The sequence below is a fragment of the Paractinoplanes abujensis genome (genome assembly GCF_014204895.1).
GTDB classification, from domain to species: domain Bacteria; phylum Actinomycetota; class Actinomycetes; order Mycobacteriales; family Micromonosporaceae; genus Actinoplanes; species Actinoplanes abujensis.
In genome coordinates this window covers 5,953,143-5,966,625 of the sequence record NZ_JACHMF010000001.1, presented here as the reverse complement: position 1 = coordinate 5,966,625, position 13,483 = coordinate 5,953,143, and the positions used below count along the sequence as shown (strand labels likewise).

The following is a 13,483-nucleotide window of genomic DNA, read 5'->3' as shown; positions in this document are numbered from 1 at the left end:
GCGGGGAGGCGCTGGGGCGCGGGCGCGGGCGCGGCGCTGGGGCGCGGGGCCGCGGCGCGGGGACGCGCTGGGGCGCGGGCGCGGCGCTGGGTGCGGGGCCGCGGCGCGGGGAGGCGCTGGGGTACGGGGCGCGGGCGCGGCGCTGGGTGCGGGGCCGCGGCGCGGGGAGGCGCTGGGGTGCGGGGCGCGGGCGCTGGGAGGCGCTGGGTGCGGGTCGGGAGCGGATCAGGAGCGGATCAGCGCGATCAAGAAGCCGAGCAGGACAAGCGTGGCGGCGGCCACCGCCAGGAGGATCAGCAGGTCGCGGCTCGGTTCCTGAGTGTTGGCGGCGGCGCCCGACTCGGCGGGCAGGTCGTGCACGACGGCGGCCAGCTCGTCCAGGGTGCGCGCGCCGTGAGCGACCTTCGCGCGCTCGGCGAACTCGTCCAGCGTGAGGCGGCCCGCGCCGGCGTGCCGCTCGAGGTCGGCCACCGTGCGCTCGCGATCTTCGTCGGAAGCACGGATTTCCACGGCCGCACTCTACCGCCGCCACGCGACCCCGGGGTGGTGCACGTCGTGCTGGGCAATCATCGCTCGCGGAACGTCCGCTCCGGACGGCTGGCGGAGTCGACGTGGGATAAGGGCCGTGAGTCGGCATGGGATGAGGGGCCGTGAGTCGCCGTGGGATGAGGGGCCGTGAGTCGGCATGGGATGAGGGGCCGTGAGTCGCCGTGGGATGAGGGGCCGTGAGTCGGCATGGGATGAGGGGCCGTGAGTCGCCGTGGGATGAGGGGCCGTGAGTCGGCGCGGGATGAGGGGCCGTGAGTCGACGTGGGATGAGGGCTGCGAGTCGGCGTGGGATGAGGGCTGCGAGTCGGCGCGGGTGAGGGCCGCGGGGTGGGCGGCTGTGCGAGGAGGCAGGAAAGAGACCGGACAGCGGAAAGGCGCGCCCCGCACGGGGACGCGCCTTTCTTCCTGGCTGTGAATCAGAAGCCGGGGCCGTGCTGGTGGCCGTGACCACCGTGGCTGTGGCCGTGGCCGCCGCCGGCGGCGGGCTCGGGCTCGGCCGGCTTGTCGACCACGAGGCTTTCCGTGGTCAGGAGCAGACCGGCGATCGAGACGGCGTTGGAGACCGCGTTGCGGGTCACCTTGACCGGGTCGATGATGCCGGCCGCGGCCAGGTCGACGTATTCGTCGGTGGCCGCGTTGAGGCCGTGGCCCCAGCCCAGCTCGGCGACCTTGCCCACCACGACGTAGCCGTCGTGGCCGGCGTTCTGCGCGATCCAGCGCAGCGGCTCCACCAGCGCCTTGCGGACGATGGTGACGCCGATGGCCTCCTCGCCGGTGAGGCCCAGACCGCCGTCGAGCTCCGTGGCCACCTGGGCCAGGGCGGCGCCGCCGCCGGGGACGGTGCCTTCCTCGACCGCGGCCTTGGTCGCCGCGATGGCGTCCTCGATGCGGTGCTTGCGCTCCTTCATCTCGACCTCGGTGGCGGCGCCGACCTTGATCACCGCGATGCCGCCGGAGAGCTTGGCCAGCCGCTCCTGGAGCTTCTCGCGGTCCCAGTCGGAGTCGGAGGCCTCGATCTCCTTGCGGATCTGCGCGACCCGGTCGGTGACGTCGGAGGACTTGCCGCCGCCGTCGACGATCGTGGTGTTCTCCTTGTCGACCACGACGCGCCGGGCGGTGCCCAGCATGTCGAGGGTGACCTGGTCGAGCTTGTAGCCCAGCTCGGGGGCGATCAGCTCGCCACCGGTGGCGATCGCCAGGTCCTGCAGCATCGCCTTGCGGCGGTCGCCGAAGCCAGGCGCCTTGACGGCGGCCACCTTCAGCGTCTTGCGCAGCGCGTTGACCACCAGCGTGGACAGGGCCTGGCCCTCGACGTCCTCCGCGATGATCAGCAGCGGCTTGCTGGACTGCAGCACCTTCTCCAGCAGCGGGAGCATTTCCTCGATGCTGGAGATCTTCTGGGTCGTGATCAGGATGTGCGCGTCCTCGAGGACGGCTTCCTGCGACTCGGCGTCGGTCACGAAGTTCGGCGAGATGAAGCCCTTGTCGAACTGCAGACCTTCGGTGACGTCGAGCTCGGTGGCCATGGCCGAGCCCTCCTCGACGGTGATGACACCGTCGCGGCCGACCCGGTCCATCGCCTCGGCGATGAGCTCGCCGATCGTGGCGTCCTGGGCCGAGATGGTGGCCACGTTGGCGATCGCCTTGTGGTCGGCGACCTCGACGGCCTTGGCCAGCAGCGCCTTGGAGACGACCTCGGCGGCCTGGTCCATGCCGCGCTTGAGGCCGATCGGGTTGGCGCCCGCCGTCACGTTGCGCAGGCCCTCGCGCACGAGCGCCTGGGCCAGCACGGTGGCGGTGGTGGTCCCGTCGCCGGCGACGTCGTTGGTCTTGGTCGCCACCTCCTTGACCAGCTGCGCACCGAGGTTCTGGTACGGGTCGGTGAGCTCGATCTCCTTGGCGATGGTGACACCGTCGTTGGTGATCGTGGGCGCGCCGAACTTCTTGTCCAGGACGACGTTGCGGCCACGCGGGCCGAGGGTGACCTTGACCGTGTCGGCGAGCGAGTTGACGCCGTGCTCGAGCAGGTGGCGGGCGTCGTCAGAGAAGCTGAGAATCTTCGCCATATGGGGTCCCTTCACGCACCAACGCCCTGGCCCGTCAGGAACGAGCCAGGGCGGTCAGCACTGTCAGTAGGTCACTTCTCGATGACCGCGAGGACGTCGCGGGCGGAGAGCACCAGGTACTCCTCGCCGGCGTACTTGACCTCGGTGCCGCCGTACTTCGAGTAGAGGACCGTCTCGCCGACCTTGACGTCAACCGGGATGCGGTTGCCCTTGTCGTCGATGCGGCCGGGGCCGACAGCGAGGACGGTGCCCTCCTGCGGCTTCTCCTTGGCGGTGTCGGGGATCACGATGCCCGACGCCGTGGTCGTCTCAGCCTCGTTCGCCTGGACCACGATGCGGTCCTCGAGCGGCTTGATCGCAACCTTGGTCGCGGTAGTCACGGGCATACCCTCCTGGGTACAGGTTTGCCGACCAGAAAGCCTGGCCGGACTGATGCCTCATGCCACCGGGCGGGGCCGTCGTCGCGGGTGCCGGTCCGCCTGGTGCCAAGCCGCAGGCCCGGATGGGCTCGCGGCTGGCACCCTCATGTTGAGAGTGCTAATCGGAGATTAGGCCGGAACTAGCACTCCGTCAACCAGAGTGCCAACCAAAACGGGGCCGGGGAGAATGCCTGCGTGACCGCCTCACTGCGTACCCCCGAAGGGGTGAACGCCCTGGCCCTGGCGAGCGAGATCGCCGCCGGGGACCCGCTGGCCGCGGCGTCCGCGCTGCGCTCGCGGGGGGTGCCGCCCGAGCTGGCCGCGGCCGCGCTGACGCAGGTCGATCTGCGGCGCCGCGCGACCGCCAAGTTCGGCCCCGACGCGGAGTCGATGTTCTTCACGCGGGCCGGTCTCGAACAGGCGACCCGGGCGGTGGTGTCGAACCGGCGGGCGGCCCGGCTGGCCGCGGCGGGCGTGCAGACCTTGGCCGACCTCGGCTGCGGGCTGGGTTCCGACGCGATCGCCGCGGCGCGGGCCGGGATCGAGGTGTACGCCGTCGACGCCGACCCGGTCACGGCCGAGCTCGCCGCGGCCAACGTCGAGGCGCTGGGGCTGGGCGATCGGGTCCGGGTGGAATGCGCGGACGCGACGACCGTACGGGTGGAAGGATTTGACGCCGTTTTCGCCGATCCGGCGCGCCGGAAGGCCGGGCGTGGGCGCGTTTTCGACCCGAAGTCCTACTCGCCGCCGTGGGATTTCGTCGTGGGCCTGGCCGCCCGGGTGCCCCGTACGGTGCTCAAGCTGGCTCCGGGGATCGATCACGACTTGCTGCCGCCGGGCGCGGAGGGGGAGTGGGTGAGTGTGGGCGGTGACCTGGTGGAGGCCGCGTTCTGGTGCGGGCCGCTCGCCGCGACGCCGCGCCGCGCGACTTTACTGCCGGGTAGCGCCGCAATGTCCGGCGCACGGGGTGTCGAGCTGACCGGGAGCGGGACGCTGCGGGCGCCCGTGGGTGGTGTCGGCGCTTTCCTGTACGACCCTGACCCCGCTGTGGTGCGGTCCCATCTGGTGGCCGAGTTCGCCGAGAGCATCGGCGGGCGGCTGGCCGACCCCGACATCGCGTACGTCTACACCGATGACGCGCGCCTGACCCCGTACGGGAGAAGGTTGGAAATCACTGACGTGCTCGGGTTCTCGCTCAAGCGGCTGCGCGCCCTGCTGCGGGAGCGTGGTGTGGGCCGGCTCGAGATCCGCAAGCGCGGCTCGGCCCTGGAGCCGGATCAGCTGCGTCGCGATCTCAAACTGTCCGGCCCGGGGGCGGCTTCGATGGTGCTGACCCGGGTGGCGGGTGCCCCGACGGTGATCCTGTGCCGGCCGTGAGGTCGACGCGCCGGGAGTGAAGGCGCGCCGGAGTGAAGCCCGGCCGGGGTGAGGACGCGCCGGGAGGGTGCAGGCGGAGCGGGGCGCGGTAGTAGCGTGCGCGCCATGGCGAAGAAGGCCGCGGCCGGCACCCCGGCCACCGCGCTGCTCACCGCACAGAAGGTGGAGCACACCCTGCATCCGTACGAGGTCTCGCCGGAGGCGCCGAACTACGGCGCGCTCGTGGCCGAGGCGCTCGGGGTGGGGGCCGAGCGGGTCTTCAAGACGCTCATCGCGGAGGTCGACGGCGAGCTGGTCGTGGGCGTCGTGCCGGTGACCGGTGACCTGGATCTGAAGGCGCTCGCGCACGCCGCCGGGGGTAAACGGGCAAACCTTGCTGATCGCGCGGCCGCGGAGCGCAGCAGTGGTTACGTGCGAGGCGGGATCAGCCCGCTCGGGCAGCGTAGGAAACTGCCCACTGTCGTCGACGACTCGGCTGTTGCTCTCGATCGGATGTATGTCTCGGCGGGCCGTCGCGGGCTTCAGGTGGCCCTCGCGCCGGCCGACCTCATCCGCCTCACGGAAGCGGTTACGGCGACAATTCGGACATAAGGTCAGAAATCTCCGATCGGTTGCGAGCCGTTACGACAACGTTACGCGCCGCGGGGATCTTTCTCCCGAGAAGAGGGCAGACCGGACGGCTACCTGACTTAGCGTCACAACGTGAGTCACGTCAGCGATCGATTCAGGCCGCCCACCCCGGCCGAGCCCGCTCTATCACTGCCGTGTTGCCGGATTGTTATGCCGGGTTACGAGATCGGCCGGTGACACCGCTTGTGTATCCGGCCGCAACAGGAATACGTTGCCGGACACAACAAACTAGCTCCTGATCAATGTGATCTCTCTGGCGTCTCGGGGAGCGACACTCCCGCAGCGCACACCATCGAAATCCGATGAAGGCCCGGATTTACCCGAAAGGAAACCTAGGAATGCGTAAGGGAATGTTCGCCCTTGCCGCGGTGAGCCTGCTGGCCACCGGCAGCATCGCCGCCTGCGGCGGCGACGACAGTGGCACCCCCTCCGGCAGCGGCGCCAGCGGCGACAACTCCGCCGCGGGCAAGGTCGGCATCATCCTGCCCGACACCAAGAGCTCGCAGCGGTGGGGCACCGACGACCCGAAGTTCCTCAAGGCGGCGTTCGACGCGGCCGGCGTTCAGGTTGAGATCCAGAACGCGCAGGGTGACAAGACTCAGTTCCAGACCATCGCCGACGGCATGATCTCGAGCGGCGTCAGCGTCCTCATGATCGTCAACCTGGACTCCGGCACCGGTAAGGCCGTCCTCGAGAAGGCCAAGAAGGCCGGTATCGCGACGATCGACTACGACCGCCTGACCCTGAGCGGCGGCGCCGACTACTACGTGTCCTTCGACAACGTGAAGGTCGGCCAGCTCCAGGGCGAGGGCCTGGTCAAGTGCCTCGAGGACAAGAAGTACCAGAAGCCGGTCGTCGCCGAGCTCAACGGCTCCCCGACCGACAACAACGCCACCCTGTTCGCCCAGGGCTACGACAGCGTCCTCGACCCCAAGTACGCCGACGGCACCTTCCAGAAGGGCCCGAACCAGGACGTTCCGGACTGGGACAACGCGCAGGCCGGCACCATCTTCGAGCAGATGCTGACCTCGAACAAGAACATCAAGGGCGTTCTGGCGGCGAACGACGGTCTCGGCAACGCGGCCATCTCGGTGCTGAAGAAGAACAAGCTCAACGGCCAGGTCCCGGTCACCGGCCAGGACGCGACCGTTCAGGGTCTGCAGAACATCCTCGCCGGCGACCAGTGCATGACGGTCTACAAGGCGATCAAGAAGGAGGCCGACGCGGCTTCCGAGCTGGCGATCGCCCTGGCCAAGAAGCAGAAGCCGACCACGGCCACCGGTACCACCAAGGACCCGGAGTCGGGCAAGGACGTCCCCTCGGTGCTGCTCGACCCGCAGTCGATCACCAAGGAGAACGTCAAGGACGTCATCGCTGACGGCTTCGTGACCAAGGACGCGGTCTGCACCGCCGACTTCGCCAAGGCCTGCACCGAAGCGGGAATCAGCTGAGAATCCTCAACTGATGACGGGCTAGACCCGAACTGACGACGGCGCCGCTCATTCCCCTGGTCAACGGGGGCGTGGGCGGCGCCGGAATTGGGTTACCCCCCACCCTGCCGTCCCCGGCCGCGCGCCGGGGGCGGCAAACCGGTCACTTAGCGAAGGAGAAACACCGTGGCCGCGACACCCCTCTTGGAACTCAGCGGGATCAACAAAGGCTTCGGTCCCGTTCAGGTTCTGCATGACGTCGGCCTGAGCGTCTACCCCGGCGAGGTCACTGCTCTCGTCGGCGACAACGGCGCCGGCAAGTCGACGCTGGTCAAATGCATCAGTGGCATCTATCAGATCGACTCCGGCACGGTGACCTTCGAAGGCAACCAGGTCGCGATCCACAGCCCGAGCGACGCCTCCGGGCTGGGCATCGAGGTCGTCTACCAGGACCTGGCACTGTGCGACAACCTGGACGTGGTCCAGAACATGTTCCTCGGACGCGAGAAGAAGCGCGGCATCGTGCTCGACGAGCCGACCATGGAACAGATGGCCGGCGACGCCCTCGCCAGCCTCTCGGTGCGCACCTTGAAGTCGCTGCGGCAGCTTGTCGCCAGCCTTTCCGGTGGGCAGCGACAGACCGTGGCGATCGCCAAGGCCGTGCTGTGGAACTCGAAGATCGTGATCCTGGACGAGCCGACCGCCGCCCTCGGCGTCGCGCAGACCGCGCAGGTGCTCGAGCTGGTGCGCCGCCTGGCCGACAACGGCCTGGGCGTCGTGCTGATCTCGCACAACATGAACGACGTGTTCGCGGTCTCCGACCGGATCGCGGCGCTCTACCTCGGCCGGATGGCGGCCCAGGTCAAGACCACCGATGTGACCCACTCGCAGGTGGTCGAGCTCATCACCGGCGGCCGCAGCGGCAACATCGGCCTGCCTCCCGAGAAGCCGGCAGCTGACTTCGGCGGGGACGTCGTCGACATCACGCCGGGAGGCGACAAGTGACCACCACCACGACCACCACGGCCGGCGGCGTCAAGGTCGTCAAGCCGACCGTCGCCAGCTACATCAACGACTACTGGGCCCGGGTGCGCGGCGGCGACCTCGGCACCCTGCCCGCCATCCTGGGCCTGATCGTCCTGAGCCTGATCTTCGGCATCGCCCGGGACACGTTCTTCAGCGGCCTCAACTTCGCGAACCTGTTCAACCAGAGCGCGCAGGTCGTCTTCATCGCGATGGGCCTGATCTTCGTCCTGCTGCTGGGCGAGATCGACCTCTCCGCCGGTTTCGCCTCCGGTGTGTGCGGCGCGGTCGTCGCGATCCTGCTGACCAACCACGGCTGGGACTGGTACACCGCCATCCCGGTCGCGCTGGTCACCGGCATCGTCATCGGCTTCGTGCTGGGCTTCCTGGTGGCCAAGCTGGGCATTCCGTCGTTCGTGGTCACCCTGGCGGCGTTCCTCGCCTTCCAGGGCGTTCTGCTCGTCCTGCTCGGCGGCGGCACCAACATCTCGACCCGTAACGAGTTCTTCAACGCGCTCAACAACAACAACCTGTCGGTGACGTGGAGCTGGCTGCTGGCCATCCTCGCCGTCGTCGGTTACGCCGCGGTGCAGTTCAACCAGATGCGGAGCCGGGCCAAGCGGGGCCTGGTCACCGACCCTCTGGGCATCGTGCTGCTGCGCATCGGCGGTCTGGCGGTGCTGCTGCTGGTGGCGACCGCGATCCTCTGCCAGGAGCGCGCGATCAACCCGGCGATCAACTCGCTCAAGGGCGTGCCGATCGTCGTCCCGATCATCGGCTTCTTCCTGGTGCTGTGGACCTTCGTCCTGGGCCGCACCAGCTACGGCCGGCACGTCTACGCGGTCGGTGGCAACACCGAGGCGGCCCGTCGCGCCGGTATCCCGGTCGACCGGATCCGCATCTCGGTCTTCGTCATCGGCTCGTTCATGGCCGCGATCGGCGGCATCATGGCCGTCAGCCGGGCCAGCTCGGTCGACCCGAACACCGGTGGCAGCAACATCCTGCTGTACTCGGTGGGCGCGGCCGTCATCGGTGGCACCAGCCTCTTCGGTGGCAAGGGCAAGGTGATCAACGCGGTGATCGGCGGCGCGGTGATCGCCGTGATCGACAACGGCATGACGCTGATGGGCTTCAACTCCGGCACCAAGTTCATCGTGACCGGTCTGATCCTGCTGGTCGCCGCGAGCGTCGACGCCTTGGCCCGGCGCAGAGCGGCCGCTACCGGCAACCGATGAACACGATCCGCCTGGAACCGGGGACGGCACGCTGATGCGGGCCGGCCCCAGCCAGGAGGAGGTGCGCCGGCACAATCTCGGGACGCTGCTCCGGTACGTACACGTACACGGGGCGACGTCGCGGGCCGAACTCACCAACCGGCTCGGTCTGAACCGGAGCACCATCGGGGCCCTGACCGCCGACCTGACCACCGCAGGGCTGGTCAGCGAGGCGGCACCACGAGAGACCGGCCGGGCCGGACGACCGTCGCTGGTCGTCCGGCCCGAGTCGTCCCGGGTGTATTCGTGGGCCCTGAGCATCGAGGTGGACCGCCTGCGGGCGGCTCGTGTCGGGCTGGGCGGGCGCATCCTGGACCGCCGTGAGACCGACCGGCCGCGCGGCATGCAGGTGCTCGACGCGGTGCAGCCGCTGGCGGAGTTCGTCCACGAGATGCGGGCCGGCGTGCCCGACGACACCCGTTACGTCGGCACCGGCGTGGCGGTCGCGGGAATGGTGCGCCGCGCCGACGGCGTGGTGCGCCTGGCCCCCACCATCGGCTGGGTCGAGGAGCCGGTAGGCGCAGCGCTCCGCGCCGAACTCGGTGACGCCGGCCGGCTCACCCTGGGCAACCACGCCGACGTGTCGGCCCTGGTCGAACACAGCCGGGGCGCGGCCGCGGGCTGCGACAACGTCATCTACCTGTACGGCGACGTCGGGGTGGGCGCCGGCATCATCGCCGACGGCCGCCGGGTGGCCGGGCACGGCGGGTACGGCGGCGAGGTCGGTCATATGGTCGTCAACCCGTACGGCCGCGAGTGCAGTTGCGGCTCGCGCGGCTGCTGGGAGACCGAGATCGGCGAGTACGCCCTGCTCAAGCACGCCGGGCGGGGCGATCAGAGCGGGCGCGAGGCGGTGCTGGGCGTCGTTGACGCGGCCATGCGTGGCGACAGCCAGGCCCAGTTCGCCGTGCGTCAGGTCGGCGAGTGGATCGGCTTCGGCGTCGGCAACCTGGTCAACATCTTCAACCCCGAGGCCGTGATCTTCGGCGGCACCCTGCGCGACGTGTACCTGGTGGCCGCGGCGCAGATCCGCAGCCGCCTGAACGCGATCGGCCTGCCGGCGTGCCGCGAGCACATCCGCCTGCGCACCCCGGAACTGGGCGACGACGCGGCCCTGATCGGCGCGGGCGAGCTGGCCTTCGAGCACCTCCTGAAAGACCCCCTGATCAACTGACTTCCCGTACGAGGGCCAGCCCGCCCACGACTGCCGACGAGGCCGTTCCCGCCGCCGCGGAACGGCCTCGTCGCCGGTTACGGCTTCCTTACGGCACGGCCCGGGCCGTCGTCGTTCGGCCCGGCGCGGAGCACGATGGGATCGTGAAGCTTTCGGTACGCGCCGGGTTGTCCGGTGTGGCGGCGGCCGCGGTTGCCGTGGGGGCCGCCGAGGTGGTCGCCGTTCTGACCGGCCCGTTGTCGGCGCCGCTGATCGCCGTGGGTGGCGTGGTGGTCGACAACGTGCCCGCGCCGGTCAAGGACTTCGGCGTACGGGTCTTCGGCGTGCACGACAAGACGGCCCTGATCGTGGGCACGTCGATCCTGCTGGCGGCCTACGCGTACGGGGTGGGTGTGGCCGCGCTGCGGTCGTGGCGGCTCGCGGTGGGCGGGATCGGGCTGTTCGCACTGGTCGGCGTGCTGGCCGCGATGACCCGGCACGACGCCGGGGTGTTCGCCTGGCTGCCCACGGTGGCCGGGGCTGCGCTGGCCGTGTGGGTGCTGCGGCAGCTGCTGGAACAGGCCGGGGTGCCCGCGGCGGCATTGACCCTGCGGGCCGGCCACCGTGTCCGGGCCGGGGAACGCACCACGGTCCCGGCGGCGGTCCGGGCCGGGGCCGGGGTGGGCCCCGGCGCCACCACCGGGGCCATCCCGCAGCGGGCGGACGACCCGGCGCGCGAAGGCGCCGAGGCCGGTCGGGACCCGTACGGGGAAGGTCGCCGGGGTTTCCTGAAGAGTCTGGGGCTGGCCGCGGGGGCGGCGGCCGTGTCGGGGCTGGCCGGGCGCTGGTGGACGTCGCGGCAGGCGGTGACCACGGCCCGCAGCCAGGTGGTGCTGCCGGCGGCCCGGCAGAACGCGCCGCCGGTGCCCGCCGGAGCGCAGGTGCCGGGGGCGACGCCGTACATCTCGCCCAACAAGGACTTCTACCGGATCGACACGGCGCTCATCCCGCCGCGGATCGACCCGGCGAACTGGCAGTTGCGGATTCACGGGATGGTGCGTAACCCGATCACCATCACCTGGGAGCAGCTGCTGCAACGGCCGATGATCGAGCGCTACGTGACGCTGGCCTGCGTCTCCAACGAGGTCGGGGGCGATCTGATCGGCAACGCGCTCTGGCTCGGCACGCCGATCCGCGAGCTGCTGGAGGAGGCGGGGCCACTGCCCGGCGCCGACCAGGTGGTGCAGCGGTCGGTCGACGGCTGGACCTGCGGCAGCCCGACCTCGGTGCTGATGGACGGGCGGGACGCGCTGCTCGCGGTCGGCATGAACGGCGAGCCGCTGCCGGTCAGCCACGGTTTCCCCGTACGGATGGTGGTGCCCGGTCTGTACGGCTACGTCAGCGCCTGCAAGTGGATCACCGAGATCGAGCTCAGCCGTTTCTCCGACTTCGACGCCTACTGGGTGCCCCGAGGCTGGGCGGCGCAGGCCCCGATCAAGACCGCGGCCCGGATCGACACGCCGCGCGACGGGGGCAAACGCCCGGCCGGGCCGGTCGTGGTGGGCGGCGTGGCATGGGCCCAGCATCGCGGGATCACGAAGGTCGAGGTTCAGGTCGACGACGGCGAATGGGCCGAGGCGACTCTGGCCGCGACGGTTTCGAGCGACACGTGGCGTCAGTGGAGCTGGTCGTGGCCGGCTACCCCGGGGGAGCACTCACTCCGGGTGCGGGCGACCGACGGCCAAGGGGTGACGCAGACGAGCACTCCGGCTCCGCCCGCGCCCGACGGGGCGTCCGGGTGGCATCAGATCCGGGTGGGCATCGAGAACTGACATCAGCGGAACGCGAAGGTGCCGGTTACTTGAAGGCCGCACCTGCGGTCCGTCGCCGGTGCGCAAGTCGCTCATACGGTGGCTTGCATGTCCACCAATGCGGTTGATGAAGAGCCGTCGAACAACTCGACCCGGCCCCCGAACGGGGACCGGATCGTCATGGTGATGCCTAGGGTGCGGCGTCAGGCCGCCGGGGCCTGCCGCTGCGCGGGAACGGCTGACTTGTGGGGCCGGCCGAGCCGGGCCTCCAGCCGGGCCAGGTCGACTCGTCCGTGATGGCGGTCGGCGGTGTCCTCCCAACCGACGGCGAGCAGCCGCAGCCGCTCCGCTTCGGTGAGGCCGCCCCAGACCCCGTACGGCTCGCGAACCGCGAGGGCGTGCGCGGCGCACTCGGCCCGGACGGGGCACGCGCCACACATGCTCTTGGCTTTGGCTTCCCGGCGGTTGCGGGACGAACCGCGTTCGCCGTCCGGGTGGAAGAATTGAGCGCTGTCCCGGCCTCGGCACAGACCAAGTCGCTGCCAGTCCCACAGGTCGGCGATGGGCCCGGGCAGTCTGCGAACGTTCGACATGTAACACCCTCCTCCCGCGCGGCACCGCGGAGTGTCGTCACGAGGGCCCTTGCTCAGGCCTGCCGCGGTGTTACCCCGGTGATCCCAGGCTCACACGCAACATGTCGATGTCTTCTGAAGCCGCATGGCATCGGGCAAGCTACTGATACCGATCTTTCCCATTTTTTCCATCTAAAGCGCGTAATGCTGCGGCCCTCGCGTGATCTCCTCTGAGAGAGAAGGAGGATCACTGTGCGTACCGTCCTCGTGTGCGTCCGTACCCCGCTGGCGGCCCAGACCGTCGCGTCCACCGCGGCCCGGCTCGGCATGACCGGCGTCGTCCGGACCGCGGTCAGCGAGACCGAGGCCATGATCCGCCTGGCTGAACGGCCGGCTGAAGTGGTCCTGGCTGACACCGCCGTGACTCGTCCCGACAGCGTCGGTTTCACCCGGCGCGTCCTTGCCCGTGCGCCCCAGGCGCAGGTGGTGCTCTTCGGCGCCGAGGACCCGCGGGTGGCCGCGGCGGCCGTCGCCGCCGGTGCCCGCGGCGTCATCCGCGGCGTCGAGCACGACCTGGTCAGCGTCGTGGCCAAGGCACTGCTCCTGCTGCTGCTCCCGGTGCGCCCGCAGGGCATGCCGATCAACGGGGCGAACGCCCAGCCGGCGGCAGTCGCCGGCGGAGCCCGCAACAACAACTCGACGGCGGCCCGGGCGGCCTACCAGAACGGTCTGTCCGTAGGGGCGCCGAACGCGGCGGCCGTGCCGGCCGTGCTCGGTCCCAACGCGCCCATGGTGCCGTCGCAGCGTGGCGACGCCCCGATCGATCCCGCCACCGGCCGGCCGATGGTGGCCTGGCCCGGCAACGAGACCCAGGTCGGGGTGGCCGACCCGGCGCCCGCGGGCCGGCGGCTGACGCTCACCGAGCGCGAGCTGCAGGTGCTGCGGGGGATGGCCGACGGCAAGAGCAACGCCGAGATCGGCCGCGAGCTCTTCGTCTCGGAGGACACCGTCAAGACCCACGCCCGGCGGCTCTTCCGGAAGCTCGGGGCCCGGGACCGCGCCCACGCGGTCGCGGCCGGCTTCCGGGCCGGGCTGGTGGCTTAACAGTCACACTTCCGGCGATCGCCGCCGGTGAGATGGCAGTCGGTTTTTCGACGCCCGCGGGGTTTGCGGGTGGCG

General features: G+C 70.4%; 12 protein-coding genes. 8 read left to right on the top strand and 4 right to left on the bottom strand.

Annotated elements, in window-relative coordinates; genetic code table 11:
* Positions 1-225: 225 nt before the first annotated feature.
* The 3 genes from BKA14_RS27155 to groES form a co-directional block, all read right to left on the bottom strand.
* The gene (locus BKA14_RS27155) at positions 226-510 is read right to left on the bottom strand and encodes a DUF1707 SHOCT-like domain-containing protein (protein WP_184953672.1); all 285 of its coding nucleotides are present in this window, start codon (positions 508-510) and stop codon (positions 226-228) included.
* A gap of 455 nt (positions 511-965) precedes the next feature.
* Positions 966-2,615 carry a chaperonin GroEL gene (groL, locus tag BKA14_RS27150; RefSeq protein WP_184953671.1) on the bottom strand — a complete coding sequence of 550 codons (1,650 nt, stop codon included), beginning with the start codon at positions 2,613-2,615 and terminating at the stop codon, positions 966-968.
* 71 nt (positions 2,616-2,686) lie between these two features.
* Positions 2,687-2,995 (bottom strand): co-chaperone GroES, encoded by a 309-nt coding sequence (groES, locus tag BKA14_RS27145; protein WP_015619077.1) that lies wholly within the window; start codon positions 2,993-2,995, stop codon positions 2,687-2,689.
* 234 nt (positions 2,996-3,229) lie between these two features.
* Between groES and BKA14_RS27140 the strand changes: the two genes are divergently transcribed.
* The 7 genes from BKA14_RS27140 to BKA14_RS27110 all read left to right on the top strand — a co-directional run bounded on the left by BKA14_RS27140 (position 3,230) and on the right by BKA14_RS27110 (position 11,753).
* On the top strand, positions 3,230-4,411 hold the full coding sequence (locus BKA14_RS27140; protein ID WP_239093540.1) for a class I SAM-dependent methyltransferase: 1,182 nt from the start codon (positions 3,230-3,232) through the stop codon (positions 4,409-4,411).
* A 105-nt stretch (positions 4,412-4,516) separates the two neighbouring features.
* Complete coding sequence (ybaK, locus tag BKA14_RS27135) at positions 4,517-5,002, top strand: Cys-tRNA(Pro) deacylase (RefSeq protein ID WP_184953670.1); 486 nt, start codon at positions 4,517-4,519, stop codon at positions 5,000-5,002.
* Positions 5,003-5,379: 377 nt separating this feature from the next.
* Positions 5,380-6,492 (top strand): sugar ABC transporter substrate-binding protein, encoded by a 1,113-nt coding sequence (locus BKA14_RS27130; protein ID WP_184953669.1) that lies wholly within the window; start codon positions 5,380-5,382, stop codon positions 6,490-6,492.
* Between the two features lie 165 nt (positions 6,493-6,657).
* A complete protein-coding gene (locus tag BKA14_RS27125) occupies positions 6,658-7,476 on the top strand; it encodes an ATP-binding cassette domain-containing protein (RefSeq protein WP_184953668.1) in 819 nt (272 codons plus the stop codon).
* Positions 7,473-8,729 (top strand): sugar ABC transporter permease, encoded by a 1,257-nt coding sequence (locus BKA14_RS27120; protein ID WP_184953667.1) that lies wholly within the window; start codon positions 7,473-7,475, stop codon positions 8,727-8,729. The genes BKA14_RS27125 and BKA14_RS27120 overlap by 4 nt, the downstream gene beginning before the upstream one ends.
* 34 nt (positions 8,730-8,763) lie before the next feature.
* Positions 8,764-9,942, top strand: coding sequence for an ROK family transcriptional regulator (locus BKA14_RS27115; protein WP_184953666.1), 1,179 nt, complete (start codon positions 8,764-8,766; stop codon positions 9,940-9,942).
* Positions 9,943-10,178: 236 nt separating this feature from the next.
* Positions 10,179-11,753, top strand: coding sequence for a molybdopterin-dependent oxidoreductase (locus BKA14_RS27110; RefSeq protein ID WP_438861949.1), 1,575 nt, complete (start codon positions 10,179-10,181; stop codon positions 11,751-11,753).
* A gap of 182 nt (positions 11,754-11,935) precedes the next feature.
* On the opposite strand, the gene BKA14_RS27105 is transcribed toward BKA14_RS27110, so the two are convergent.
* Positions 11,936-12,325 (bottom strand): WhiB family transcriptional regulator, encoded by a 390-nt coding sequence (locus BKA14_RS27105; RefSeq protein WP_184953664.1) that lies wholly within the window; start codon positions 12,323-12,325, stop codon positions 11,936-11,938.
* Between the two features lie 231 nt (positions 12,326-12,556).
* Here BKA14_RS27105 and BKA14_RS27100 point away from each other — a divergent pair, with 231 nt between their 5' ends.
* Positions 12,557-13,408, top strand: a complete 852-nt coding sequence (locus tag BKA14_RS27100) for a response regulator transcription factor (RefSeq protein ID WP_184953663.1) — start codon at positions 12,557-12,559, stop codon at positions 13,406-13,408.
* Positions 13,409-13,483: the final 75 nt, after the last annotated feature.

Bases quoted from the DNA above. Each gene is read 5' to 3' on its own strand.
- BKA14_RS27105 (WP_184953664.1), bottom strand. From the start codon at position 12,325: ATGTCGAACGTTCGCAGACTGCCCGGGCCCATCGCCGACCTGTGGGAC.
- ybaK (WP_184953670.1), top strand. From the start codon at position 4,517: ATGGCGAAGAAGGCCGCGGCCGGCACCCCGGCCACCGCGCTGCTCACC.
- groL (WP_184953671.1), bottom strand. From the start codon at position 2,615: ATGGCGAAGATTCTCAGCTTCTCTGACGACGCCCGCCACCTGCTCGAG.
- BKA14_RS27130 (WP_184953669.1), top strand. From the start codon at position 5,380: ATGCGTAAGGGAATGTTCGCCCTTGCCGCGGTGAGCCTGCTGGCCACC.
- BKA14_RS27115 (WP_184953666.1), top strand. From the start codon at position 8,764: ATGCGGGCCGGCCCCAGCCAGGAGGAGGTGCGCCGGCACAATCTCGGG.